Source organism: Pseudomonas quercus (assembly GCF_012033695.1).
Lineage (GTDB): Bacteria > Pseudomonadota > Gammaproteobacteria > Pseudomonadales > Pseudomonadaceae > Aquipseudomonas > Aquipseudomonas quercus.
The window spans coordinates 26,679-51,734 of sequence record NZ_JAAVJI010000018.1 but is presented as its reverse complement, the minus strand read 5'-3'; the positions used below and the strand labels follow the sequence as shown (position 1 = coordinate 51,734).

The 25,056-nt window shown below is 61.3% G+C and carries 20 protein-coding genes; 7 read left to right on the top strand and 13 right to left on the bottom strand.

The genetic code is table 11. From position 1 onward, the window contains the following. Positions 1 to 978: 978 nt before the first annotated feature. Entirely contained in the window at positions 979 to 1,689 is a 711-nt protein-coding gene (locus HBH25_RS21155; protein WP_168085920.1) for an rRNA pseudouridine synthase, read from the bottom strand. 151 nt (positions 1,690 to 1,840) lie between these two features. Between HBH25_RS21155 and HBH25_RS21150 the strand changes: the two genes are divergently transcribed. Then, the gene (locus tag HBH25_RS21150) at positions 1,841 to 3,040 is read left to right on the top strand and encodes an acetyltransferase domain-containing protein (RefSeq protein ID WP_168085919.1); all 1,200 of its coding nucleotides are present in this window, start codon (positions 1,841 to 1,843) and stop codon (positions 3,038 to 3,040) included. Between the two features lie 79 nt (positions 3,041 to 3,119). Here HBH25_RS21150 and HBH25_RS21145 read toward each other — a convergent pair whose 3' ends face one another. Continuing rightward, positions 3,120 to 4,973 carry an ABC transporter ATP-binding protein gene (locus HBH25_RS21145; RefSeq protein ID WP_168085918.1) on the bottom strand — a complete coding sequence of 618 codons (1,854 nt, stop codon included), beginning with the start codon at positions 4,971 to 4,973 and terminating at the stop codon, positions 3,120 to 3,122. Between the two features lie 107 nt (positions 4,974 to 5,080). On the opposite strand from HBH25_RS21145, the gene HBH25_RS21140 reads away from it, so the two are divergent. After that, the gene (locus HBH25_RS21140; protein WP_168085917.1) at positions 5,081 to 6,163 is read left to right on the top strand and encodes a DUF1615 domain-containing protein; all 1,083 of its coding nucleotides are present in this window, start codon (positions 5,081 to 5,083) and stop codon (positions 6,161 to 6,163) included. Positions 6,164 to 6,174: 11 nt separating this feature from the next. On the opposite strand, the gene HBH25_RS21135 is transcribed toward HBH25_RS21140, so the two are convergent. Both HBH25_RS21135 and HBH25_RS21130 read right to left on the bottom strand, forming a co-directional pair. Further along, complete coding sequence (locus HBH25_RS21135) at positions 6,175 to 8,151, bottom strand: putative bifunctional diguanylate cyclase/phosphodiesterase (protein ID WP_168085916.1); 1,977 nt, start codon at positions 8,149 to 8,151, stop codon at positions 6,175 to 6,177. A 247-nt stretch (positions 8,152 to 8,398) separates the two neighbouring features. After that, a complete protein-coding gene (locus tag HBH25_RS21130) occupies positions 8,399 to 9,418 on the bottom strand; it encodes a zinc-binding alcohol dehydrogenase family protein (protein ID WP_168085915.1) in 1,020 nt (339 codons plus the stop codon). A gap of 110 nt (positions 9,419 to 9,528) precedes the next feature. On the opposite strand from HBH25_RS21130, the gene HBH25_RS21125 reads away from it, so the two are divergent. From HBH25_RS21125 to HBH25_RS21110, 4 genes are all read left to right on the top strand, one after another. Continuing rightward, complete coding sequence (locus tag HBH25_RS21125; RefSeq protein ID WP_168085914.1) at positions 9,529 to 10,428, top strand: LysR family transcriptional regulator; 900 nt, start codon at positions 9,529 to 9,531, stop codon at positions 10,426 to 10,428. A gap of 148 nt (positions 10,429 to 10,576) precedes the next feature. Then, positions 10,577 to 12,202, top strand: a complete 1,626-nt coding sequence (locus HBH25_RS21120) for a methyl-accepting chemotaxis protein (RefSeq protein ID WP_168085913.1) — start codon at positions 10,577 to 10,579, stop codon at positions 12,200 to 12,202. A 140-nt stretch (positions 12,203 to 12,342) separates the two neighbouring features. Beyond that, entirely contained in the window at positions 12,343 to 13,383 is a 1,041-nt protein-coding gene (locus tag HBH25_RS21115; protein WP_168085912.1) for a diguanylate cyclase, read from the top strand. A 147-nt stretch (positions 13,384 to 13,530) separates the two neighbouring features. Next, on the top strand, positions 13,531 to 14,439 hold the full coding sequence (locus HBH25_RS21110; protein ID WP_168085911.1) for a LysR family transcriptional regulator: 909 nt from the start codon (positions 13,531 to 13,533) through the stop codon (positions 14,437 to 14,439). Here HBH25_RS21110 and HBH25_RS21105 read toward each other — a convergent pair. Next, a complete protein-coding gene (locus HBH25_RS21105) occupies positions 14,425 to 15,201 on the bottom strand; it encodes a substrate-binding domain-containing protein (protein WP_168085910.1) in 777 nt (258 codons plus the stop codon). The genes HBH25_RS21110 and HBH25_RS21105 overlap by 15 nt on opposite strands. A 13-nt stretch (positions 15,202 to 15,214) precedes the next feature. Further along, positions 15,215 to 16,519 (bottom strand): MFS transporter, encoded by a 1,305-nt coding sequence (gene tcuC, locus HBH25_RS21100; RefSeq protein WP_168085909.1) that lies wholly within the window; start codon positions 16,517 to 16,519, stop codon positions 15,215 to 15,217. 221 nt (positions 16,520 to 16,740) lie between these two features. Here tcuC and HBH25_RS21095 point away from each other — a divergent pair, with 221 nt between their 5' ends. Beyond that, the gene (locus HBH25_RS21095) at positions 16,741 to 19,302 is read left to right on the top strand and encodes a bifunctional diguanylate cyclase/phosphodiesterase (protein WP_168085908.1); all 2,562 of its coding nucleotides are present in this window, start codon (positions 16,741 to 16,743) and stop codon (positions 19,300 to 19,302) included. Between the two features lie 206 nt (positions 19,303 to 19,508). Here the strand turns inward: HBH25_RS21095 and HBH25_RS21090 are convergent, their stop codons facing one another. Genes HBH25_RS21090 through HBH25_RS21060 form a run of 7 tightly spaced genes read right to left on the bottom strand, consistent with a single transcriptional unit; the run spans position 19,509 to position 24,865 of the window. Next, entirely contained in the window at positions 19,509 to 20,714 is a 1,206-nt protein-coding gene (locus HBH25_RS21090; RefSeq protein ID WP_168085907.1) for an amino acid deaminase, read from the bottom strand. Positions 20,715 to 20,723: 9 nt separating this feature from the next. Next, a complete protein-coding gene (locus HBH25_RS21085) occupies positions 20,724 to 21,488 on the bottom strand; it encodes an IclR family transcriptional regulator (protein WP_168085906.1) in 765 nt (254 codons plus the stop codon). Further along, positions 21,485 to 21,883, bottom strand: a complete 399-nt coding sequence (locus HBH25_RS21080; protein WP_168085905.1) for a RidA family protein — start codon at positions 21,881 to 21,883, stop codon at positions 21,485 to 21,487. Before HBH25_RS21080 ends, HBH25_RS21085 begins: the two co-directional genes overlap by 4 nt. Before the next feature lie 16 nt (positions 21,884 to 21,899). Further along, entirely contained in the window at positions 21,900 to 22,688 is a 789-nt protein-coding gene (locus tag HBH25_RS21075; protein WP_168085904.1) for an amino acid ABC transporter ATP-binding protein, read from the bottom strand. Next, positions 22,685 to 23,347, bottom strand: a complete 663-nt coding sequence (locus tag HBH25_RS21070) for an amino acid ABC transporter permease (protein WP_168085903.1) — start codon at positions 23,345 to 23,347, stop codon at positions 22,685 to 22,687. The genes HBH25_RS21075 and HBH25_RS21070 overlap by 4 nt, the downstream gene beginning before the upstream one ends. A gap of 9 nt (positions 23,348 to 23,356) precedes the next feature. Next, the gene (locus tag HBH25_RS21065) at positions 23,357 to 24,019 is read right to left on the bottom strand and encodes an amino acid ABC transporter permease (RefSeq protein WP_168085902.1); all 663 of its coding nucleotides are present in this window, start codon (positions 24,017 to 24,019) and stop codon (positions 23,357 to 23,359) included. Between the two features lie 15 nt (positions 24,020 to 24,034). After that, on the bottom strand, positions 24,035 to 24,865 hold the full coding sequence (locus HBH25_RS21060) for a transporter substrate-binding protein (RefSeq protein ID WP_229631996.1): 831 nt from the start codon (positions 24,863 to 24,865) through the stop codon (positions 24,035 to 24,037). Between the last annotated feature and the right edge of the window lie 191 nt (positions 24,866 to 25,056).

Sequence of the window (25,056 nt, the reverse complement as noted above, 5' to 3'; positions counted from 1 at the left end):
AGGCCGAAAACGTACCTCAGCACCGTTTGTTGAGCCCGGTTCGCAGGCTTCGCCAGCTTCCTACACGGCCCCTGTTGGACCGGTCGCAGCCGAAGGCGTAGGCCGGGAACATACCGCAGCACTATCTGTTGAGTCCGGCTCGCAGGCTTCCTACACGGGCCCCTGTTGGACCGGTCGCAGCCGAAGGCGTAGGCCGGGAACGTACCGCAGCACCACCTGTTGAGCCCGGTTCGCAGGCTTCGCCAGCTTCCTACACGGGCCCCTGTTGGACCGGTTGCAGCCGAAGGCGTAGCCCGGGACATACCGCAGCACGACCTGTTGAGCACGATTCGCAGGCTTCGCCAGCTTCCTACACGGGCCCCTGTTGGACCGGTCGCAGCCGAAGGCGTAGCCCGGGACATACCGCAGCACGACCTGTTGAGCACGATTCGCAGGCTTCGCCAGCTTCCTACACGGGCCCCTGTTGGACCGGTCGCAGCCGAAGGCGTAGGCCGGGAACGTACCGCAGCACCACCTGTTGAGCACGGTTCGCAGGCTTCGCCAGCTTCCTACACGGGCCCCTGTTGGACCGGTCGTAGCCGAAGGCGTAGGCCGGGAACATACCGCAGCACCGTTTGCTGAGCCCGGTTCGCAGGCTTCGCCAGCTTCCTACACCGGCCCTGTTGGACCGGTCGCAGCCGAAGGCGTAGCCCGGGACATACCGCAGCACGACCTGTTGAGCACGATTCGCAGGCTTCGCCAGCTTCCTACACGGGCCCATGTTGGACCGGTTGCAGCCGAAGGCGTAGGCCGGGAACGTACCGCAGCACCGTTTGCTGAGCCCGGTTCGCAGGCTTCGCCAGCTTCCTACACGGCCCCTGTTGGACCGGTCGCAGCCGAAGGCGTAGGCCGGGAACGTACCGCAGCACCACCTGTTGAGCCCGGTTCGCAGGCTTCGCCAGCTTCCTACAGGGGCGCCTGTTGGAATGGTGCAACACCTCAAAACCGTTCTGGCACCGCCACATACCGCCACTGCCCCACGGGCAGCTTACCCATGGGCACGCCGCCCAGGCGCAGGCGGCGCATGGAGATGACACTCAACCCCACGGCCTCGCACAACTGCGCGACAAGCCCCGGCGTCGGCGCCTTGAGGGCCACGCGCAGGTGGGTTTCGTTCTGCCAGCTGCACTTGGCCGCGGGCAGCGCCTGCTTGCGGACGATGATCCCGCGCTTGAGCAATTCAAGGCCATTGGCGCGCAGGGTGCCCTGCACCTCCACCACATACTCCTGCTCCAGCTTTCCGAACTCGGCCGTGAGCTTGCGCGCGGTGCGCCAGTCCTGGGTGAACACCTGCAGGCCAGTGGCGCCAGGCTGGAGCGGGGCCAGGCATTGAAGCCGGCTGAAATGCCCTTTGAGCACACGCTTGCCCGTGTCAAAGGCCGACGCCTGGGTAAGCGGGGTAATGGACGCCAAGGCACCGGCCTCATCGAGCCCAGGCGCTTGGTTGAGAATGAGCGTGACCGGTTCCGGCGCCTCGGCCTTGGCACCTGGCAGCAGCGCCACCTGCTCGCCCTGCACCTGGAACTGCGGGGTGTCCACCACGTTGCCATTCACCGTGACCCACCCACCTTCGATATACAGCTCTGCTTCGCGGCGAGAGCAGCCCACCTGTTCGATCAGGCGGCGGGACAGGCGTTGTGTGTCGGTCATTGGAGCGTGCTCTGGGAAAAGCCGTCATTGTATCGGGCCGAGGGTTACAAGGGAAAACCCATCGTTGAGTGAGGTGAGGCCACCGAACACTACACGCCTTGAATGTTATGGTATAACACTAACATTATCCGTACTCATGGAGGCTGTCTGCATGGTCGCCGTTCTTGCCACATTGCCCCAACTCAACGCTCCCGCTGCTTTACAGGACACCCCCCAGGTTCGCTCACGGATGTTGGCCATTGATGCCCTTCGCGGTTTGGTAATGCTGTTCATGCTGATCGATCACGTGCGCGAGACCTTCTTTCTGCATGTTCAGGTCAGCGACCCCATGAACCCGCTCACTACACCCCCTGACCTGTTTTTCACTCGCCTGAGCAGCATGGTGTGCGCCCCTGTGTTCGTGTTTCTGACGGGGCTGTCCGCCTGCCTGTACGGCCAAACCCACAGCCGTGCCGAGGTATCCACGTTTTTGCTCAAGCGTGGGTTGTTTCTGATCATTCTGGAACTGACCTTGGTCAACTTCGCCTGGAATGCGACCTTTGTTCCCGCCACACTCTGGCTACAGGTTATCTGGGCCATCGGCCTTAGCATGATGGTACTGGCGGCCTTGATTCACCTCCCTCGGCCCGGCCTTATAGCCTTAGGGGTAGTGATCGTGGCGGGGCACAACCTGCTGGACAGTATCGTACTCACCCCGCAATCCCCCTGGTTCGAGGCTTGGTCGATCCTCCACCAGCGGGCGTTCCTTGAGATTACCGAGTACACCCGGGCCCGTACCACCTACCCCGTGCTGCCTTGGATCGGCGTTATAGCACTGGGTTATTGCGCCGGCCCCTGGTTCGCCCGCAGCGTTGACCGTGAGCAACGTCACCGTTTGCTGTGGACGTGGGGCCTCGCACTGATCGCAGGCTTCGTGCTGGTACGCTACCTGAACGTATACGGAGACAAGCCTTGGCAACACCTAGAGGGCAGCCTGCACACGCTCATGAGCGCTTTGTCTTTGACCAAGTACCCACCTTCCCTGCTCTTTCTGATGCCGACCCTCGGCGTGGGCCTGGTGTTGCTGGCGTGTTTTCAGCGGCTTGAGGGGGGTCGATTCTTGAGGGTGCTGTCCCAGTACGGGGGTGCCCCGATGTTTTTCTACCTGCTGCACCTGCTGGTGCTCAAGGCGCTTTATCTGACAGCCGTCCAGGTGTGGGGCCTCAACCAGGGTGCCTACTACGGCTTCGACACCCTGACGAGTGTCTGGTTGTGGTCCGCCGGGCTAGCCGTTGCACTCTACCTGCCAACCCGATGGTTCGCTGAGCTCAAGCAACGCCGCCGGGACATTGGCTGGCTCAAATACTGCTGACCACACACTGGTTTGCTGAGGCTCAAGCGTGCGTGGGAAGGCGCACTAAGCCCCTTCCCACGGTTGCCTCGCGTTTCGCCTATTCAAGAGCCTCGGCCACGGCCTGCTCTTCGCCCAGGAAGCCGCCACTCTGGTGACGCCACAACCGCGCATAGGTGCCGTTCTTCTCCAGCAACTCAGCGTGCGTGCCTTGCTCGATGATTTGCCCTTGGTCCATCACAATCAAACGGTCCATGGCCGCGATAGTGGACAGCCGGTGCGCAATGGCGATCACCGTCTTGCCTTGCATCATGTCGTCCAGGCTCTCTTGAATGGCCACTTCCACTTCAGAATCCAGTGCGCTGGTAGCTTCGTCCAGCAACAGGATGGGCGCATTCTTGAGCATCACACGGGCAATGGCGATGCGCTGCCGTTGGCCACCTGACAGCTTGATGCCCCGCTCGCCCACCAGGGTGTCGTAGCCGGTATTGCCTTGCTTGTCGCTCAGCTGGCTGATGAAACCGTCGGCTTGGGCGCTCACGGCCGCAGCGTGAATCTGCTCGTCGGTGGCATCCGGCCGGCCATAGCCAATGTTGTCACGCAAGGACCGGTGCAACAGGGAAGTGTCCTGGGTGACCATGCCGATGGCGCTGCGCAGGCTGTCCTGGGTCACCTTGGCAATGTCCTGGCCATCGATACGGATCTGGCCACTGTCCACGTCATAGAACCGGAGCAGCAGGTTGATCAGTGTGGACTTGCCAGCCCCTGAACGCCCTACCAGGCCGATCTTCTCACCTGCACGTATGGTCAGGTCCAGGCCATCGAGCACCTGGCGTTCGCCGTTGTAGTTGAAGGACACGTTCGTGAACACCACCTCGCCGCCACGGGTGGTCAATGTACCGGCGTTGGGTGCGTCCTGAACCTTGGCGCCATGGGTCAGGGTGGAGATGCCGTCCTGCACCGTACCGATGTTCTCGAACAAGGACGTCATCTGCCACATGATCCAGTGGGACATGCCGTTGATCCGCAACGCCATGGCGGTGATGGCGGCCACTGCACCAGTACCCACCTCACCCAAGTGCCATAGCCACAAGGCATACCCGCCTGCCGCCAGAATCAGCCCTACCACTAAGGACTGGTTCACGATCTCGAACTGGCTGACCAGCCGCATCTGGCGAAAGCCCGTCTCCTTGAAGTCTTCCATGGCCGCCCGCGCAAAGTGGGCTTCGCGCTTGGTATGGGAGAACAGCTTTACCGTGGTGATATTGGTGTAGGCATCCGAGATGCGCCCGGTCATGGAGGACCGGGCATTGGCCTGTTCCTGTCCCACTTTTCCCAAGCGCGGCACGAAGTACAGCATGGCCAGCCCGAACAGCACGATCCACCCGATGAAGGGCAGCATCAGCCGCAGGTCGAAGCCCCCTGCCAGTGCAATGATTGCAATGAAGTACACGCCAATACCCGGCACGATTTCGATCAGGGTAAACAGCACTTCCCGCACAGCCAGGGCGGTCTGCATCACTTTCGTGGTCACTCGGCCGGAAAACTCGTCCGAAAAGAAGGAGAGGCTTTGCCGCAGCATCAACCGGTGGAAATCCCAGCGCAACCGCAGCGGCAGGTTGATAGCCAATACCTGGTGCTGAAGCATGGTGCGCACGGCCACCAGCCCGATACTGGCCAGCAGCACCAGCCCGATCCCCCAGAGCACATGTTGCTCCTCGGGCCCAATGGGCGCCCCAGCCTGCCAGGTGGAAAGCTGGTCTACCACCTGCCCCAGGAAGGAAAACAGCCAAGCCTCATAAATGGACACGGCCGCGCTGAATACGGCCATGGCGGCCACATAACCTCGCGCGCCGCGGGTGCAGGCCCACAGGAAGCGGCCAAGGCCTTTTGGCGGTGGTGGTGCCTCATCAGGCGGGAAAGGGTCCAGGCGTCGTTCGAATGAACGGAGCATAGTGGTCTCCGAAGCGGTAAAGTAAGGTGCATTGTGCCATTGAACGGCGTTCCAGAGGCTCAGGCCTGCATAAACCGCAATTGTTCACTTACATTGAGCCCATTGAATTGACCGTGTTGAAACGACTATCAACGGTAGTGGCTGCACTGGCGTTGGCCGCCTGCAGCCACCAACCTCAGCCTGCTGCCCCTACGCCTGAGCAGGTACGTGCAGACCTTGGGCGCCTGCTGCCCGCGTCTGCCAACGACCGGCAAGGCTGGGCCACGGATATCCAGGTGGCGTTCGAGGCCCAGAAGCTCGACCCCACGGCAGATAACCTCTGTGCAGTGATTGCGGTTATCGAGCAAGAGTCCAACTTCACTGCCGACCCGCAGGTGCCAGGGCTGGGACGTATTGCCCGCCAGGAAATAGACCGGCGCGCCAGTGCCGTTCACGTCCCTGGCTTTCTGGTAGACGCCGCCCTGGGCATCCGTTCGCCTACGGGCAAAACCTATGCCCAGCGCATTGACAGCGTGCGATCGGAACGGGAACTGAGCGAGGTGTTCGATGACCTTATCGGCATGGTGCCCCTCGGCCAGCAGTTGTTCGGCACCTTGAACCCGGTGCACACCGGCGGGCCGATGCAAGTGGCCATCGCCTTCGCCGAGCGCAATGCCCGCAACTACCCCTATACCCGCCAAGGCACCGTCCGGCAGGAAGTGTTCAGCCGCCGGGGTGGCGTATATTTTGGTACGGCGCACCTGCTGGGCTACCCAGCTCACTACCCCAAGCCCCTGTACCGCTTCGCTGACTACAATGCAGGCCACTATGCCAGCCGTAATGCAGCGTTTCAGGCAGCGCTGAACCGGTTGGTGCGGGTGCGCCTGAAGCTTGATGGGGACCTGGTGAATTACAGCAGCAATGAGCCTGGCCAGACCGAGCTGGCAGTGCGCTCCCTAGGCAGCCGCTTGAGCATGAGCGATAACGACATTCATCAGGCGCTGTCCCAGGGTGACCAACTGGCGTTTGAAGACACCAGGGTGTACCAACGGGTGTTCGAACTGGCAGACAAGGTCAGTGGCAAAACCCTGCCGCGCTCGATCCTGCCAGGCATTACGCTGGAAAGCCCGAAAATCACCCGCCACCTCACTACCGCCTGGTTCGCACAGCGGGTAAATGAGCGATGGGCACGCTGCCTTGGCCGTAATTGAGTGCTCCAGCACTAACGGGCCGAGGCCATGAGCGTCACTTCAGGCGAGTGGGCCATGGGCAGGGGTTGGGGGCCGCCAAACAGGAAACCCTGCCCTTGGTGCATGCCTATTTCGCACAGCAAGGCCAGGTCCTCAGCCGTTTCGACGCCTTCAGCCACCACCTCAAGGCTAAAGGCCCGGCCCAGTTTCAACAGTGCCTCAAGCACTTCCCTGCGCTGGCCAGCCACCTCGATCCTCAGAACGCGCCGATCGAGTTTTAGCAACTGAAACGGCAATTGCAGCAGATACGCCAAGTTGGCGTGGCCACTGCCAAAGTCATCCAGTGCCAGCCTCACGCCTTTGTCTGCCAGCCATTGAACGTTCGCCTTCACATCCGGCCCGATGTCCAACAGCACGCTTTCAGTAAGCTCGAGCACCAACCGCCTTGGGTTGAAGTGGGTACGCACCAGAATACGTTGCAGGCGGCCAGGCATCTCCGGGTCTGCGAGTTGCAGGGCCGAGATGTTCACTGACAAGCTCAGGGCCATGGGCCAGCCGGTGGCGGCCGTACAGGCCTGCTCCAGCACCCAGTCTCCCAATGCGCCGATCAAGCCACTGCTTTCGGCCATGGGAATGAAGATATCCGGCGGCACGGTCCCATGTTCACTGCTTCGCCAGCGCAGCAGGCACTCATAGCCCGTGAGGCGTTGGCTGGGCAACTGATGAATGGGCTGGTAGTACAACTCGAACTGCCCTTCAGCCATGGCCGTTCGCAGGTCTTCAGGGGTAGGCAAGGTGCGCGCAGGGTGGGTGGTACTGTCTTGGGCCACCTCCAGGCAATTGCGCCCCCGCCGTTTGGCGCTGTAGAGCGCGCGATCGGCCTGGTCCAGCAGCGCCGCGCTGTCCGCTACGCCCGCCAGGCTGCTAGGGGCCATACCGATACTGACAGTAAGGTGATCGACACCGTCCTCCCGGCCCAGGTGTACCAAGTTAAGGCTTCGAATGCTCACTAGCAGGCGCTCGCCAATCTGCCGTGCTTCGGCTTCTCCCACGTCATTGAGCAGCACCACGAACTCCTCGCCGCCGAAGCGGGCAATGGTATCCTCGGGCCTCAAGGCCTGCTGAAGGGTGGTCGCCACGGTCTGAAGGCAGCTGTCGCCCATCAGGTGGCCATAGAAATCGTTGAAGCGTTTGAAATGGTCGATGTCCACCAGCAGCACTGCGCCAGTCGCATCGCCACGTACCTGTCGGGCCCACAAACGATCCAGGTGCGGCTGCATCTGGCGGCGGTTTGCCAACCCTGTGAGCGCATCGGTCTGGGACAGCAGCCTCAGGTCCTGGTTGGCGCTGCTCAGTGAGGCGGTGCGCAACTCTTCGCGCAGGCGGTACAGGTAGGTACGCCGCCCCTCGCGGTTTGCCCAGTAATTGCCCAGCAAAGAGAAAAAGGCCGAGCAATAGGCCGAGGTCAGCATCAGGCCGCCCGTACTGATGTTCACTGAGGTTTGGGCGACCGCAACAGCCGTCAGAGCCAGGCCAAACAGGTTGTACGCCAGCGCCACCCTGAAAGGGCTTTTCATGCAGGTATTGGTGTATACCAGCATCAAGGGCCAGCAGAAAATGAACAGGGTCTGGTCCATGGCCCGGATCTTCGCGCCTTCCACGATGATCAGGTACACCACGAACAAACCGGTATACGAAGGCAGCATGGCCACGGTTTCACGCCACCGTAGCGGTACCTTGTGCAGCAGCACATAGGCAAGGGTGGCGAAAGGCACGGAGGTGCCCATCATTTGCAGGGCCACCTTCCACAAGTTGTCCTCTGCCAGCATGAGCTGCCACACCAGAAAACTGTTGAAGCTCAAGGTGCCGATCAGCAGGCAGATGCTCAGGTGGCGGCGCCTGTCAGCTTGAATGTCCAGCTGATAGCGCTGTTCCAAGGCGGGCGAGAAAGGAGCGTCACGTGCCGGCTGGGCAAGCTCCTGCTCGATTTGCGTATAAAGGGTGTGCATTAAAGGTTCTCGAACAGTGCCGGCACAGGCCGCGGTACGGGCCAAAGGATGGAAGCAGGCAGGAAATGATATCATTGTGACATCGGACCGTACCTGCGTCCCATTGTTTCATCTGAACGGGCAAGCGTTTACCTAGGTAAACAGCCAGCCCTGCCCTTGCTATCGGCACCGCCTTGCGTTTTTGAAGCCCCTGTGGATGTTAATGGTCGGTTTCAGTGCACACCCCCGGCCTACGTGGGGCAGTGCTTTATTGGGGCTCGCCGAACCCTTCCAGCACGACCTTCCCACGGGCCTTGCCACTTTCAATCAGCGCATGGGCACGGCGCAGGTTAGCGGCGTTTATCACGCCGAAGTGCTCGCCCAAGGTGGTACGCAGTACGCCTTTATCCACCAGGCCAGCGACGCGGTTAAGCAATTCGTGCTGCTTGATCATGTCCGGGGTTTCGAACAGTGCGCGGGTGAACATCAGTTCCCAGTGCAGGGACAGCGCCTTGCGCTTCATAGGCATCACGTCCAAGGTTTTCGGGTCATCGATCAACCCAAGACGGCCCTGGGGGCGCAGCACTTCTATCAGCTGGGTGAAGTGGCTGTCCGTGTGGGTGAGGCTGGCCACATGGCTGACCTGGCCCACCCCTATGGCTTCCAACTGGGGAAGCAACGGCTGGTGATGGTCGATCACGTGGTGAGCCCCTAAGGAGGTGACCCAGGCTTGCGTATCCGGCCGTGAGGCGGTGCCGATCACGGTCAGTTTCGTGAGCTGGCGTGCCAACTGAACCAGAATCGACCCTACCCCACCGGCGGCGCCCATGATCAGCAGGCTGTCGCCCTCACCACCCCCTTCCGGCACGCCAAGGCGATCAAAGAGCAGCTCCCAGGCCGTGATGGAGGTGAGGGGTAACGCGGCCGCTTCGGCATTGCTCAGCGAAGCCGGCGCGCGGCCCGCAATGCGCTCGTCCACCACATGGACCTCACTGTAGCTACCAGGCCGCGCAATGGAGCCGGCGTAGTACACCCGGTCACCCGGCTGAAACAAGGTCACGTCGGCGCCTGTTTCCCGTACCACCCCCACCGCATCCCAGCCCAGCACTTTGGGGTCCGTGGCCGCGTTGCCTGCGCGCACCTTGGTATCAACGGGGTTCACGGCAATGGCGCACACATCTACCAGCAGGTCACGGGGGCCGGGTACTGGGGTTGGCAGGTCCATGTCCATCAACGACTGGGGATCGTCCAGGGGCAGCCCATGGTGGGTGAAGGCAACAGCTTTCATTCAAATTCCTCGCAGGTGATGGAAATGGAGCGCAGTGACGGCATACTCGCCTTGCCTGATAAAAAGAAAAACACGTTGATTCACCCAACACTTTCACCCGTGGAGTGAAAATGATTCGCCTGGATGACCTTGCCCTGTTCGTGCGCACCGCAGCCCTTGGGAGTTTCTCCAATGCGGCACGGGAGGTGGATCTGCTGCCGGGTCAGGTAGCGGCCGCCATCAAACGGCTGGAGCGCGAACTAGATGTACGGCTGTTCGCGCGCTCTACTCGCAGCCTTCGCCTCACCCTTGAGGGCGAGCATTACCTGCCCAATGCTCAGGCCGCCCTGGATACCCTTAAGGAAGGCTACGACAAGCTGCGGCACCAAAGCACAGAGCTGCAAGGGGTGCTGCAGCTCACGGCCCCCTCAGACATCGGCCGCAACCTGGTGCTGCCCTGGCTAAGTGCGTTCCGGGGGCAGCACCCGCGCCTGTCCGTACGCCTGTTCATCTCCGACCAAGTGGCCGACATGTTCCGGGACCCCGTCGACGTGGCCTTGCGCTATGGGGTGCTGGAGGATGCCAACTATGTCGCTCGCCCGCTGGCGCCCTGGAACCGGCGCGTGCTGGTGGCCTCCCCGGCCTACCTGTCGCGCCATGGCCGCCCTCAGGCCCCCGAGGACCTGCAACACCATGCCTGCCTGCTGTACCCGTTGAACGGACGCGCTTATGACCGGTGGCGTATCGGCGCCGCCACGGTCGCTGTGGGCGGGCCATTGTTCTGCGACGACGCGGAAATCGTTCGGCGCTGGGCGGTAGCCGGAGAAGGCATTACCTATAAATCCTGGCTGGACGTCAGTGAAGACTTGGCTACCGGGCGCCTGGAGCGGGTAATGCCCGGTATCCCAGGCGAACCGCTGCCGTTGCATTTCGTGTGCCCCCACCGCAGGCAGTTTTCCCCGGCCGTGCACCAACTGTACGAACACTTGAAGGATCGCTTCGCCGCCTTGGGCCAGGTAAGCGCGCTCTAAGGGCGCATGCCGTGTGCTGAAGCGTTTCTCCCTAAACTGCCGAAAAAAAGGGCGACCAATGGTGTAACGAAGCGCTCAAGCTGGCACTGCGCCAGCCGATAGGCGGTATACATTCCCACCACTCGCCGACCGGCGCTTAGGCCTTCTTATGAATCTCCGTTCCATGACCATCGCACCTCGGGCGTCGCTGTGTTTCGCAGCGATCACGCTGCTGCTGTTTGCCTTGGGAGGATTTGCATACGTTCAACTTGAGCAGCTTCGCCAGAGCGAGCAGCACTTGGAAAAAGACCTGCTGCCCAGCATTCAGGTCGGCGATGACTTGCAGATTGCGCTGCTCCACGCCCGCCTGGAAAGCATTCGCCTGCTGGCGACCCAGGATGAGGAAGGCCGCGCCTTGGCCCAGCGCAACCTGAACGCTGCCAAACAGCAGATGAATAAGGAAACGGATGTTTACCGCACCAATTTCATCACGGCGCCCGACGACTTGGCCAAATTCAACGAGGCGGCCAACTTGATGGGCCGCTACCTCAATGGCCTCGACCAGATCGAAAGCCTGGACGCTGCGGATCACGCGCAGGCGGTCAACTTCGCCAACACCACCCAAGCCGAAAACGCCAAAGCCTACCAAGAGAAACTCACCGCCCTGCGCGATGCGGACAACCTCAAGGCCCAGCAGGCCGGGCTCACGTCGGCGACGGTTTACAGCCACAGCGTGCAGGTGGTGATCATCGTGGTGCTGGTGGCCCTGGCCCTTACCGTATTGGTGTCCACCCTGCTGATTCGTAGCGTGACGCGGCCTATCAAAGCGTCCCTGCTCGTGGCCCAGGAGATCGCCAAGGGCGACCTCACAGGCACCGTAGACACCCAAGGCTCTGACGAAGCGGCCCAGTTGATGCAAGCGCTACACCAGATGCAGGGCAACCTGCGTACCACCATTGGGCAGATTGCAGGGTCGTCAGCGCAGTTGAACCAAGCGTCCAGCCATATGAACGCCGTTACGCAAACCGCCAACCGTACGCTGCTACAACAGAACTCAGAGATCGAGCAGGCCGCCACGGCCGTCAACCAGATGAGCGCTGCTGTGGATGAGGTGGCACGCAATGCCTCGTCCACCTCCGAAGCGGCCAAGGACTCCACCCAGGCTGCCGCTACGGGCAACGTCAAAGTACTGGAAACTGTCGACGCCATGCGCAGCCTTACGGCGAAAGTGGAAACCACTTCCGGGCAGGTGCAGGGGCTGGCCACTCAGGCCCAGGACATCAGCAAGGTATTGAGTGTCATCCGTGGAATCGCCGAGCAAACCAACCTGCTGGCGTTGAACGCCGCCATTGAGGCCGCCCGCGCGGGCGAACAAGGTCGTGGTTTTGCGGTAGTCGCTGACGAAGTGCGTGCGCTGGCACACCGTACTCAGACCTCGACCCAGGAGATCGACGAAATGATCTCGGCCATTCAGGCCGGTACAGCCCAGGTGGTGGCCTCCATGAGCAGCAGCACCGAGGAAGTTCACCACACACAGCGTACCGTCGATGAGGCTGGCCGCTCGCTTCAGGTGATCAGCGATTCGGTTCAGGTGATCGATGACCGTAACCAGCAGATCGCTACCGCCTCGGAAGAACAGGCGCACGTAGCCCGTGAGGTGGACCGCGCCCTGGTCAGCATTCGAGACCTGGCCGTACAGAGTGGCGCGGGCACTCAGCAAACCCTAGAGGCCAGCAACCAGTTATCCCAACTGGCACTGGACCTCGACCGCATGGTGGCGCGTTTCAAGACCTGATTTCGCCTGACTGCCGCGCAGGGATGCGTGGCCTGCTGACTACCAGCCGTCGACGGAATGGCGAGCGCCCGAACAAAGATGGCACATAGCCATCCAACCTTCGTTACCCTTATCTCCTCCGCCATTGATACCAACCCACTATGCCAGCCAAACCCGGTTCGTTCGCCAAGCGCATGTACCTGCCCCGCTTTATCGGCTCCGGGATCGGCTTTTGGGCTGTAGGTGCTGCGCTGCAGCCAGCAGTTGCAGCGCCATGGGTGTGGGCGGTGCTGGTGTTCCATGGGTTTATCTGGCCTCACGTGGCCTTTCTGCTGGCCCGCCGGGTGGCCGTGCCTTACCTGGTCGAGCGCCGCAACATGATAATGGAAGCGGCCTTTGGCGGGCTGTGGGTGGCGGCGATGCAATTCAACCCTTTGCCTACCATCCTGCTGGTGTCCATGTTAAGCATGAACTGCATGGCCGTAGGCGGCCCGAAGTTATTACGCCCGTGCCTGGTCACACTGGGCGTATCGTTAGGGGTCTTCATCGCAGTGCTCAGGCCTGGTTTCTCTCCAGAGGCCACAGCCCTGCAGGTGTATGCCTGCCTGCCCATGCTGGCCGTGTACCCCCTTGCCGTGGGTAATGCCGCTTACCGGCTGGCCGAGCAGTTGGCCCGGCACAAGCGGGCGTTCAAGGATTTCAGCCGCAAGGACAGCCTCACCCAGTTGTTGAACCAAGGTGCCTGGCGCGGCGCCCTTGATGACGCCTTCTCACACCTGCGTGGGTCAGACGCCAATGCCACCTTGGCCTTGCTGGACATCGATCACTTCAAGCGCATCAACGACCAGCACGGCCACCTGATTGGCGATGAAGTGATCAAGGTTTTTGGCGCCATCATTCACCATTACACCGGCCCTCTGGACAAAGCGGGGCGTATTGGAGGTGATGAGTTCGCAGTCGTGTTCAGCGGTATCGATGCCCAAGAAGCCACGCGCCGGCTGGCCAGGATGCAGGTTGCGCTAGAAGCCGAACTCGTCGCCCGCCCGGACCTGCCACAGGTGTCCATGAGTATCGGTACGGCTACGTTCAAACCCAGCTTCCTTACGCCGGAAGACTGGATACGGGCCAGCGACAACGCCCTTTATGCGGCCAAGCACAAAGGGCGCAACCAGATCGTGGCGGCAGCCGAGGCCTGTGTTTGACGCGGCGTCGGCATTAGCCGCCCTGTTTTTATCGTTCCAAGCCAGGTGAACATTGCGACAGGCTCCCTCGCGGCCGCTGGCTATGGGACACTCCGCGAACGGCATGCCTTCCGATGCCGTTGAACGATCACTCCAGCAGGCAACCATGTGAGCATCAAGTTCGACCTCAATGACCTTCAGGCCTTTCGGGCCGTCGTGGAGCACGGCAGTTTCCGGCGAGCGGCCGAAGCCATTCGTATTACCCAGTCGGCGCTTAGCCGCAGGGTGGAAAAGCTGGAGTCTGCCCTGGAGGTGAAACTGTTCGAGCGCACCACCCGCAAAGTGTCGCTGACCAATGTAGGCCGCGCCTTCCTGCCCCAGGTGGAGCGCTTGCTGGACGACCTGGACTTGGCCTTGCTGAGTGTCGGAGACGGCGGCGCCTTGCGCAGGGGCTCGCTGACCATCGCCTGTGTACCGTCAGCTGCCTACTACTTCATGCCCCACGCCATCCGTAGCTTCCATGGGCAATACCCGCGCATCAAGATCAGGCTCATCGACGCCTCAGCCAACGAAGTCAGCGCGGCCGTCGCCAGTGGTGAAGCCGATTTCGGCGTGAGCTTCACCGGTAACCTGGACCCGGAAATCGAGTTCAGCGCCTTGATGCAAGAGCGCTACGTAATCGCGTGTCGCCGCGACCATCCCTTGGCTGCCCGTACAAGCGTGACCTGGGCTGAGGCCTACACCTACGACCACATCACCCTGGGCCGCTCATCGGGCAACCGCTTGGTGCTGGATCGCGCTTTAGCAAAGGTGGACAAGGTAAAAGACAGTATCTGTGAAGCACGCCATGTGACCACGGCGCTAGGGCTGGTAGAGGCAGGGCTGGGCATTGCTGCCGTGCCTTCGATCGCCATGCCCGTATCGCCCCACCCCTTTTTAGCCAGCATTGCGCTGGTAGAACCCGAGGTGGTGCGAGAAATGGGCCTGCTCAAGCGCCGTGGGCGCACGCTGACGCCCGCGGCCCTTGAGCTGGAACGGTTGGTCCGGGCATTGCCCGAGCGGTTACCGGGGCACTGAGTCCAGGCCAGTGGCTTTCACCTGGTCTTGGACTTCAGGTGACGCCAGGTACTGCAGCAGCTTTTTGGCCTCAGCCGGATGTTCGGCGCCCTTGGGGATACCGGCAGCAAAGCGGGTCACGGACTGTACGTCTTCCGGGATTTTGCCCACGAACGTTACACCTGGTACGGGCAACAGTTCGGCCACCTGCTGGAACCCCACCTGGTAGTCGCCCTTGGCGACTACTGAGCCGACCGGAATACGCTCGATCATCTTGCCCTTGGGGCCAAGCTGGTCCTGTGCACCCAGTTTCTTGAACAGCTCTTTCTCGATGTACACGCCACTGGCGCTATCGGAATACGCAATGGACTTGGCGTTGAGCAACACCTGCTTGAGTTCGGCATCCGTACCAATGGCGGGCTTGTCGGCGCCGGCCTTTACCACCATGCCAATACGCGAGTCGGCCAGTTCCACACGGGAGGCCGGGTCTACCTTGCCCTGCTTGATCAGCTCATCCAGGGCGTAGCCCACCATGATGACCACGTCAGCGTGCTCGCCACGGGCCAAGCGGTTGGGGATTGCCTCCGGTGCCTTGCCCATGGAAGGGCCCAGTACGGTGGTAAGGGTGTCGCCACTGCTGGCCGCATATTGAGGCCCCAGCTTCTGGTAGGCCGCCGTGAAGCCGCCCGATGTCATTACGGTCAGTTGCTCGGCCTGGGCCTGGGTGGCATAGGCGGTGCAGGCCAAGGCCAATACCGACAGGGGTTTCAAAAATGCATTCATTAAATGTGTTTCCTTATCGAACAGCAGCAACAAGCGGTTGAGCGGCAAGGCGGCGATAGAGCACCAACGTCGCGGTGAAGGCGCACAGGGCTGCCACAATCATCCAGTAGGCCGGGGCGGCCTTGTCACCGGTCACATGAATCAACCAGGTGGAAATGGCAGGGGTAAAGCCTCCGAACACTGCCGTGGCCAGGCTGTAGGCCAGGGAGAAGCCGGCCACACGCACTTCCACGGGCATGATTTCGGTCAGTGCCGGGATCATCGCACCGTTATAGAGGCCATACAGGCACGAGAACCACAGCAGCACTTCCAGCATGTGGGCAAAGGAAGGCGCCTGGGCCAGGAACGACAAGGCGGGGTAAGCCGTCAGCACGGTCAGCAAGGACATGGCCACCAGCAGCGGCTTACGCCCGAAACGGTCGCTGAGCGCGCCACCAATGGGCAGCCATACAAAGTTCGAGACGCCCACCAGCAGGGTCACGATCAACGCATCGCTGGTGCTGAGCTGAAGGACGGTCTTGCCGAAGGTTGGGGCATACACCGTGATCATGTAAAAAGCTGTGGTGGTCATGGCCACCATCAGCATGCCCAGTAACACTACCGGTGCATTGCTTACCAAGATGGCAAACACTTCTTTCATGGTGGGGCGGTGGGAGCGGGCCGCAAAGGCTTCGGTTTCCTGCAGGTTACGGCGCAGCAGGAAAATGAACGGAATGATCAAGCAGCCGATGGCGAAGGGAACACGCCAGCCCCACGCTGCGATATCCAACGGGCTCAACCACTGGTTCAGCGCATAGCCCAAGGCCGCCGCGACCACGATCGCTACCTGTTGGCTGCCGGATTGCCAGCTGGCATAGAAACCTTTGCGCCCGGGGGTGGCCATTTCGGCCAGGTAAACGGACACCCCGCCCAGTTCGGCACCGGCCGAGAACCCTTGGAGCAATCGCCCCAGCAATACCAGTGCGGGCGCCCACAAGCCGATACTGGCGTACCCCGGCACCAGCACAATGAGCAACGTACCGCTGGCCATGATGGCCAGGGTCACGATCAGGCCCTTGCGGCGGCCCACGTCATCAATGTAGGCGCCGAGTATCACGGCGCCCAATGGGCGCATCAAGAAGCCTGCGCCAAACACGGCGAAGGTCATCATCAGGGAAGCGAATTCGTTGGTGGACGGGAAAAACGCACCCGCGATCTGGGTGGCGTAGAAACCAAAGAGGAAGAAATCGAATTGTTCGAGGAAGTTTCCGGACGTGACCCGGAACACCATTCCTGCTCTGGACTTTCCCGTAGGCGTCAGGGTAGACGGTTGACTCATTTTGTTCTCCAGCGTTTTCTTAAAATGTTTGTAAGCGCTTGTTGCAAGGATTCTGTGTCAATCGTCCACGGAGAATAAGCGTTGTTTTCGCATCGATTGATGCGCAACTTTCATCAATGCTGCAGCACCCACGCTGCTTATGTATTTGGGCAGTGCGCCGATAACCCAGGTACGCCACTAAACTGTGTGCATGCCTTCATCCCTTCACGTGCGGCCACGTCATGTTCCCAACCCCTCAGCGCACCCCAAATCACAGCAGGATCACCCGCCGCTTTGCGTTCTGTTTCGCCGCGCTGATGGCGAGCCTGTTTCTGGTCGTGGCCGTTGCGCTGATTTCAATCGCGCGCAGCCAGAATGCCCTGATGGAGGCGCACAGCAAGGTCGAAATGGTGCGCAGCCTCGACGCCAGCACTCGCCTGATCAACACGGCAATGAAGGACTATGCCTTCTGGAATGAAGCCTGGAGCAAGGTGGGCCGCGGGCCAGTGGACACCTCTTGGGCTTTTACCCAGGACAATATCGGTCCCTCCCTGTACACGGACTATTCCATCGACGGGGTGTTTATCCTTGGGCCACAGCTGGACACGCGCTATGCAATGATCGAAGGACGCTTGAGCCCACTGGCCGCCAGCCAGTACCTCACGGCAAACCTGGCCCAACTGGCCCAACGGGCCCGTACAGCAGCGGCTCAGGACCAGACCGTGTATGGCTACTACTTGGTGGCTGGTCAGCCTGCCGTGGTGTACGCCGCGGTGGTGAAACCTACGCAAGAGAGCGATGAAGCCATACTGGCAAGCCTGCCGGTGATGCTGTTTGTGGACGTGCTTGAGGTGTCTCGGCTGAGCCAAGTGTTCGGCGCGCCAGGGTTGAATATCGCCCCAGTCGGCGCGCTACCTGGCGTGGAACCCTTCCTGGACCTCACTGCGCAGAGCGGCCTCACGTTCCGGCTCCAATGGACGGCTGAAAAGCCAGGCGATGCGTTTCTTCACACGTTGCTTCCCATGCTGGCGGGTATCGTAGTGCTGTTCGGGTTGCTCCTGGCGGTGCTCGAACGGGGCCTGATGAAAGCTGGACGGGATTTCGACCTCAGTCAGGCCGCCCTGGCGCACAGTGAAGAGCGCTTCAGGTCCATTACCGAATCAGCCTCCGACTGGGTGTGGGAAACCGACCCCCACTGCAAGCTGACCTTCCTCTCCGGCCGCTTCCAACCTCTTACAGGCTTTGAAACAAGCCAATGGCTTGGCCGGCATTTCTGCGAGCTGGTGAACATCGGCTGTGACACCTTTCAACGCCTCGCAGCCGTGGAACGCCATGCAGCTTCCATACAGCACCAGGCCGAGTGCGCCTACCACGACGCCCATGGGGCGCTGCGCCATTGTCGGCTGTCGGTAAGGCCTGTTCACGAGGGTGAAGTACTGGCCGGTTACCGGGGTACGGTGAACGACGTGACCGAGGAGGTGGAGGCCAAGCGCCGGATCAAGCACATGTCCGAGCACGATGCCCTCACCGGCCTGGCCAACCGAGGCTACTTGCAGGCGTATCTGCAGGACAGGCTGGCAGGCCGCGTTCAACCCCTGTACGTGCTGAGCATGGACCTGGACCGGTTCAAGCCCATCAATGACACGTTGGGTCATGCGGCCGGGGATGCTGTGTTGTGCACCGTAGCCGATCGCCTACGCCGTTGCGCACGGCCAGGGGACCTGGTCGCACGCTTGGGCGGAGACGAGTTTGTACTGGTCATGGACCGCCTCCCCGCTGGCCAGGACCTTGCGCAGGTATGCACATACGTGTGCCAGACACTTGCATTGCCCATGCGCCATGGCGAACACGACCTGTGCATCGGCGTGAGTATCGGTGTAGTGACAGCCCCTCAGGACGGCCAGCGGCCAGGCGACCTGCTGCGGTTTGCAGATATTGCCCTTTACGAAGCCAAAGATGCAGGGCGAAACACGTGGCAACATTACGTGGCGGACATGAGCGAGCGTGTCCTTGAGCGCCGCCAGACCGAAACCGATTTGCGCATAGCGTTGAACCGGGATGAGCTGTTCCTTGAGTTCCAGCCCCGTTTCGCCATCGATGGCGCGACGCTGTCAGGTGCCGAAGCCCTGGTTCGCTGGAACCACCCCCTACGCGGTCGGCTGATGCCAGACCAGTTCATCGGTATCGCCGAAGAGACCGGTATCATTGTTGACATGAGTGACTGGGTACTGCGCAGGGCCTGTGAAGCCGCCCTCACGTGGCCAGACACCCTCCTAGTATCGGTGAACCTGTCGCCACTGGAGTTCCAGCGCGGCAACCTGGTACAGCGTGTAGCCGCCGTGCTGAAAGCTACGGGGTTGCGCCCGGCGCGCCTGGAGCTGGAAATCACCGAAACGGTGTTGCTGGAAGACTCCACCGCCGCGCTGGTGGCGATGAACCAGCTCAAGTGCCTGGGTGTACGGTTGGCCATGGACGACTTCGGTACCGGCTACTCGTCCTTGAGCTACCTGCGTACCTACCCTTTCGACGGCCTGAAAATCGACCGCAGCTTTATCGCCGACCTTCACGGCGCGGCGAGAGGGGCCGGTATCGCGATCATCGAATCCATCATCGGCCTGGGCAAGGCCTTGACCATGACCGTCACGGCAGAGGGTGTGGAAACCGATGGCCAGCTGAACGACCTGATAAAAATCCACTGTGACGAAGCCCAGGGCTACCTACTGGGGCGCCCCATGTCATCGGAGGCCCTGCGCGCTGCGGCACAGGGTGCTGAGGCGCTGCCCATGCAAACGGCTGCCTCCTAGGGAGGAAGAGCGCCTGCTTAGGGTTTGTACGAAAAGTCGGCGAGCGAAGGCCAGGCCGGGCCGCGCAGGCAAGGAAAAAGTCAGCGAGGAAGCGGACTGGGCCCGCACTCGGGTTTACTGGTTGTAAATGAGCATTCCGACTGGGCTGGCAATCCAGCTGGCTTTTGACACAGCATGGCCGAGTGCAGCCACTTTTGGTACAAAGCCTAGAAACAGGTCGCCAAGGTTTCCACCACCCTCAACTGCTCGTCCACCACGCACCCGGTGCGCCATTTGTCAAAGGTGAGGCAAGGGTGGGAGGTGCCGAACGCGACAATATCGCCTACCTGAAGCCGACAGCCAGGTGCCACACGCATGAACGCATGCTGGTCCATGATGGCGGTGACCTCACAGGCGCCAAGGTCCTGGGCGTCGGCCGCCGTGCCACCGGCGGGGTAGCTCCGCAATGGGTTGGGCAGGCCGGCGTCGTGGGCCACGTCGCGCTTGCCCAGTGCAATCACCGCAAAACCCGGTTCGGGCATCGATTGCACGTGGGCAAACACCTCCAAGGCCGGGCGCAGCCCTTCGGGCAGGTCGTGGCGGCGGTTGAGCACACCTCGCTGTGCGTCCTGGTAAATCCCATGGTCATGGGCCACGTAGCTGCCAGGGCGAAGCACCGCCAGGAAACGGTCACGCACCGCCTGGCGGTCGAACTCTTCGGCCACCAGGTCGTACCAGGCTGAGCCGGAGGCCGTCACGATAGGCTTGGGCCCTGCGAAGCGGCCTTTGTTCTGCAAGGTAATGGCCAGGTACACCAGGGAGGCTGCAAACGCCCGGATGCCTACCACGGCCTGGGCGCCATGAATCACGCCTTCATAGCCCTCGATACCGGTCAGGGCCAAGGCCGGCTGGGCAGCAATGGCATCGGCCAGCGCCAGTACGTCCTCCCCGCTGCGGCAGCCACAGCGCCCGCCTGCCACACCGTACTCGATCATCACGTTCAGGCGCTGGCCGCGCTGGGCGAAATAGTTGCCGAGGGCACGCACGTTGTCGGGGTGGTCCACCAGGCAATGGAACTCGAACGCGGGGTCTTGAAGCAGGTCTGCGACCAGCGCCATGTTCGGCGTACCCACCAACTGGTTGGCCATGAGCACGCGACGCACGCCGTGCGCATAGGCAGCGCAGGCCTGGGTGGCGGTAGCCAGGGTAATGCCCCACGCGCCGTGGGCCAGTTGGCGCCGGAACAGGCCCGGCATCATGGTGGTTTTGCCGTGGGGCGCCAGCTCGGCCCCGGCACTGCTTACGAAGGCCTGCATCCAGCGCAGGTTGTGTTCAAGGGCGTGCTGATGCAACACCAGGGCAGGCAGGCTCACATGGTGCAGCACATGGTCGCCGGCCTGGGCAGCGCCTTTCTCTACCGAAGCGTTATTCATGGGGTTGTCCTACTGTTGTGTGCGCCGGGCCAACTGGTCGGCGTTGTCGATCAGTACCTGCCGATAAACCTCGTAGTGCGTTTTGGCATCCTCGCGGGGCGCCACGATACACAGCGTGGCCACACAGGTGCCTTGGCTGTCGCGTACCGGTGCGGCAAAACAATGGGTGAAGGTGTCAGCGATACTGTCGAACGAAAAGAAGCCCTCGGCACTGGCCGCACGTACCTGGGCGATAAAGTTGCCTTCAGGCAGCCGCTGGCCATCGGGCAGCACAAAATCCTGGGGGTCGATCAGGTCCAGGATCGCCTGGTCGCTCAGATGCCCGAGCAGCAGCCGACCGGAGGCTGTCCAAGGAATCGGCGCGTCTTCGCCAATGTCTGATGAAATACGGAAATGCCGCGCACCTTCCTTCATCAGCGCCACCGTGTACTTGCGGCCGTTGAGCAGACACAACTGGGCAGTTTCCCGTGTTCGCTCAACGATGTCCCCCAAGGCCCGTTCAGCCTCACGGGTAAAGTCGAAGTGCCGCAGGTGCGCCTGGCCCAGAAAATACAACTGGCGGCCCAGGTAGACCTGCCCTTCCTGGCCCATAGGCTGCAGAATACCGCGCTCCAGCAGCAAGGCGACCAGTTCGTACACCGTAGACTTGGGGCTGCCAATGTTCAACGCGATTTCGCTGGGGCGCAGGGGTACGCCGGCCAGCTTCAGATGGTCAAGTATGTCGAACGCACGGTCCAGGCCCCTTGCCCGCCGCTTGATGGCTTCCTCGCTCATGCCACCGAGGCCTTAGGCCTGTACGCAATGCAGTCGATCTCCACCTTGCAGTCCACCATCATGCTGGCCTGCACGCACGCCCTGGCGGGCGCATGTTCAGGGCTGAAATACTCGGCGAACACCTTGTTGAAGCTGGTGAAGTCGCGGGGGTCGTCCAGCCATACGCCTACACGCACCACATCTTCGAGCCCATACCCCGCTTCCTCAAGAATCGCCATCAGGTTTTTCAGGGTCTGGTGGGTCTGCGCCACAATGCCACCACTGACGATTTCGCCATTCTCTGCCGGCACCTGGCCGGAAACGTGTAGCCAGCCGTCGGCTTCCACTGCGCGGGCGAAAGGGCGGGGGGTGCCACCCGCAGCGGTGCTGCCGGTGCCGTAACGGGTAATGCTCATGTGAAAGTCCTCATCACTAAAAGCGAATATTCTTCAAAAAATCCTTCAGCCGTGTCGACACTGGGTGATCGAACAGGGCCTTAGGCGCGCCCTGCTCTTCGATGCGCCCTTGGTTCATGAACACGATCTGGTCCGACACGTCGTAGGCAAAGCGCATTTCATGGGTCACCAGCAGCATGCTCATGCCCTCCTCTGCCAGCCCCTTGATCACCGCCAACACCTCCCCTACCAGCTCAGGGTCCAGTGCCGAGGTCGGCTCGTCAAACAGCATCAGGCTGGGGCTCATGGCGATGGCCCTGGCAATGGCCACTCGCTGTTGCTGGCCGCCAGATAATTGGCCGGGGTGATGGTCCTTGCGGGCCAGCAGGCCTACACGGTCCAGCCAGGTTTCGGCCAGGGCCACGGCCTGGTCCCGGGGCAGCTTTTTGACCTTGCGCAGGCCCAAGGTAACGTTTTCCAGGGCTGAGAGGTGTGGGAACAGGTTGAACTGCTGAAACGCCATACCGGTCATTCCCCGGTGCGCAGCCACTACCTTCTCTGGGTGCCGCACACGCTTGCCCGCCTGTTCGTGATAACCGATGCTTTGCCCTTCCAGCACAATGCGCCCCTGCTGGAAGTCTTCTAGCAGGTTCACGCAGCGCAGCAAGGTGGTCTTGCCTGAGCCACTGGAGCCTATAAGCGTGAGTACGTTACCCCGCTGCAAGGTGAGGTCCACGCCTTTGAGCACCTCGGTGGTGCCATAGGCTTTGTGCAGGCCCTCAATGCTTAGCAAGGGTTGGGACGTGTCTGTAACGTTAGGCGTCATGGCAAGGCCACCCTTTTTTCAATAGCGCGCCCCAGCAATGCGATGGCGTAGTTGATGAGGAAGAACAGCGCACCGGCGAACAGGTAGAACTGTAGCGTCATGAAGTTGCGGGCAATGACCTGCTGAGTGCTAAGCAACAGCTCAGCCACCCCAATGACGGACAGCAACGTGGACGCCTTGACGATTTCAGTGGCAGCGTTCACCCAGGTGGGCAGCACCTGCCTCAGCGCCTGGGGCAACAACACATAGGCCAACGACTGCCTGAAGGTCAGCCCGATGGCCTTGCCCGCTTCCAGTTGCCCTCCGGGTATGGCCTGCAAGGCCCCGCGAACGATTTCTGCCACATGGGAGGCGCAGAACAGGCTCAGCCCCAGGCTCCCCGCTGCAAAGGCGGTGATCGGCCAGCCCAGGGCGGGAGCCATGTAGAAGCAGGCCAGTACCAGCACAAATACCGGCGTACCGCGCACAAGGTCCACATATATGCGAAACGGCCACCGTCCCCACCAGCGACCATAGGTGAGCACCAGGCCGGCACACACACCCAGCACGGTGCCGCACAGGATAGCCAGCGCCGAGCACTGCACCGTGGTCAACAACCCGGCAGAAAAGGCGCTGCGAGCAGCCCAGAGTTCATGAAACCAGCTTGGCGGTTGGTACATGTGTAGCCCCTATCGGCGGATGGCAAGGCGCTGCTCCACCACGCGAAGCAGTAGCGCAATCAAGTAGCAGGCGGCCACGTACAGCGCCGTGGTGACGAGCCAGGTTTCGATGACCCGGTAGCTTTCAACGTTGATCTTGCGGGCGTAGTAGGTCAGCTCCGGTACCGCGATGGCGGCGGCCAGGGAGGTGTCCTTGAACAGAGAGATGAAATTGTTGGACAGGGCCGGCAACACGTTGCGCAGCATTACCGGCACCAGGATGGACGTACGAATCTGCCCTTCGGTCAACCCAATGGCCAGCCCAGCCTCTCGCAGCCCCTTGGGAATACCCACCAGGCCGGAGCGAAACACCTCGCTCAGGTAGGCGCCGGCGTACAACGACAGGGTGACCACGAACGATGACAGCTTGTCCAGGCGTATACCCGCACTGGGCAGCGCAAAATAGATGCCCAGTATCAGCACCAGGATCGGTGTGTTGCGAATCACAGTGACGTATAGCGAGGCCAGGCTACGCAGGGCCCGGCGACGCGACAGTAACGCGAACGCCGTGGCCAGGCCAATCACACAGCCGATGGCGATGGAGGCCAGTGCCAGTTCCAGGCCTAACCCCAGGCCTGCCAGCAGGCTAGGGAAATCGCGCCATACGGCCGAGAAGTTGAGCTGATAGCTCATGGCGGCAACCCCGGCTTACTTGTATTCCATGGGGAAACCGATCTGCGGGGTAGGCAGGTCAACGCCAAACCATTTTTTAAAGGATGCCGCGTACAGGGGGAATTCCACGCCGGTCATGGCTTCATGCAAGGCGGTGTTTACAAAGTTGAGCCAGTCCTGATCACCACGCTTCACCGCACAGGCATAGGTTTGCGGGCTCCACGCATAGGCCGGGGTACGGTAACGGCCAGGGTTCTGCACCATCAGGTACTTGACCGAAGATTGGTCAGTAGCGGCTGCGTCCGCACGGCCTGAGTTCACCGCCTGGTACATCAGGTCCACGCTGTCGTACTGGTCCACCTTGGCCTTGGGCAGCGCCTGGTGTACCAGTTCTTCGGCATACACGTTCTGTAATACGGCCACGGTCACGTCGTCGCCTGCGTTGCGCAGGTCATCGATCTCCTTGTACCGGCTGGCCTCTGGCAACAACAGTGCTACCCCTTCCCGGTAATACGGCAAGGTGAACGCCACCTGTTGCGCCCGGCTCGCGGTGACGGTGATGAACTGGCAGCTCATGTCCACCTTGTCGGTGAGCAGGTTGGGAATACGTGCGTCAGAGGACTGCACCACGAACTCCACTTTGGCCGGGTCATTGAACAACCCCTTGGCAACCATGCGGCCAATGTCCACATCAAAACCTTGCAAGGTGCCGTCTGCTCCCTGGAAGTGCCAGGGTGCATTGGTGCTGCCGGTGCCCACCACAAGGTGACCACGGGCCAGAACGCTGTCCAGCTTGCTGGCTTCAGCCGCTTGAACCGTGGCTGCGCAGGCCATGGCCGACAAGGCGGCGAATGTCAGGGCCTTCATTGAAAACGTCACACGCTGCATAAGCTGTTCTCCGTCGATAGAGTTTTCCGCTATAGCGGAACAGTGTTTGCCACAACGGAATACGCAGCAGAAAGCATGCCATTTGCTTGGCCCAGGTTTATCACGTAAAAAACCCCTGATCTGTCAGTAGCCTACCTGCTGGCGACGGACGCTATTGCGCGTTATTGGGT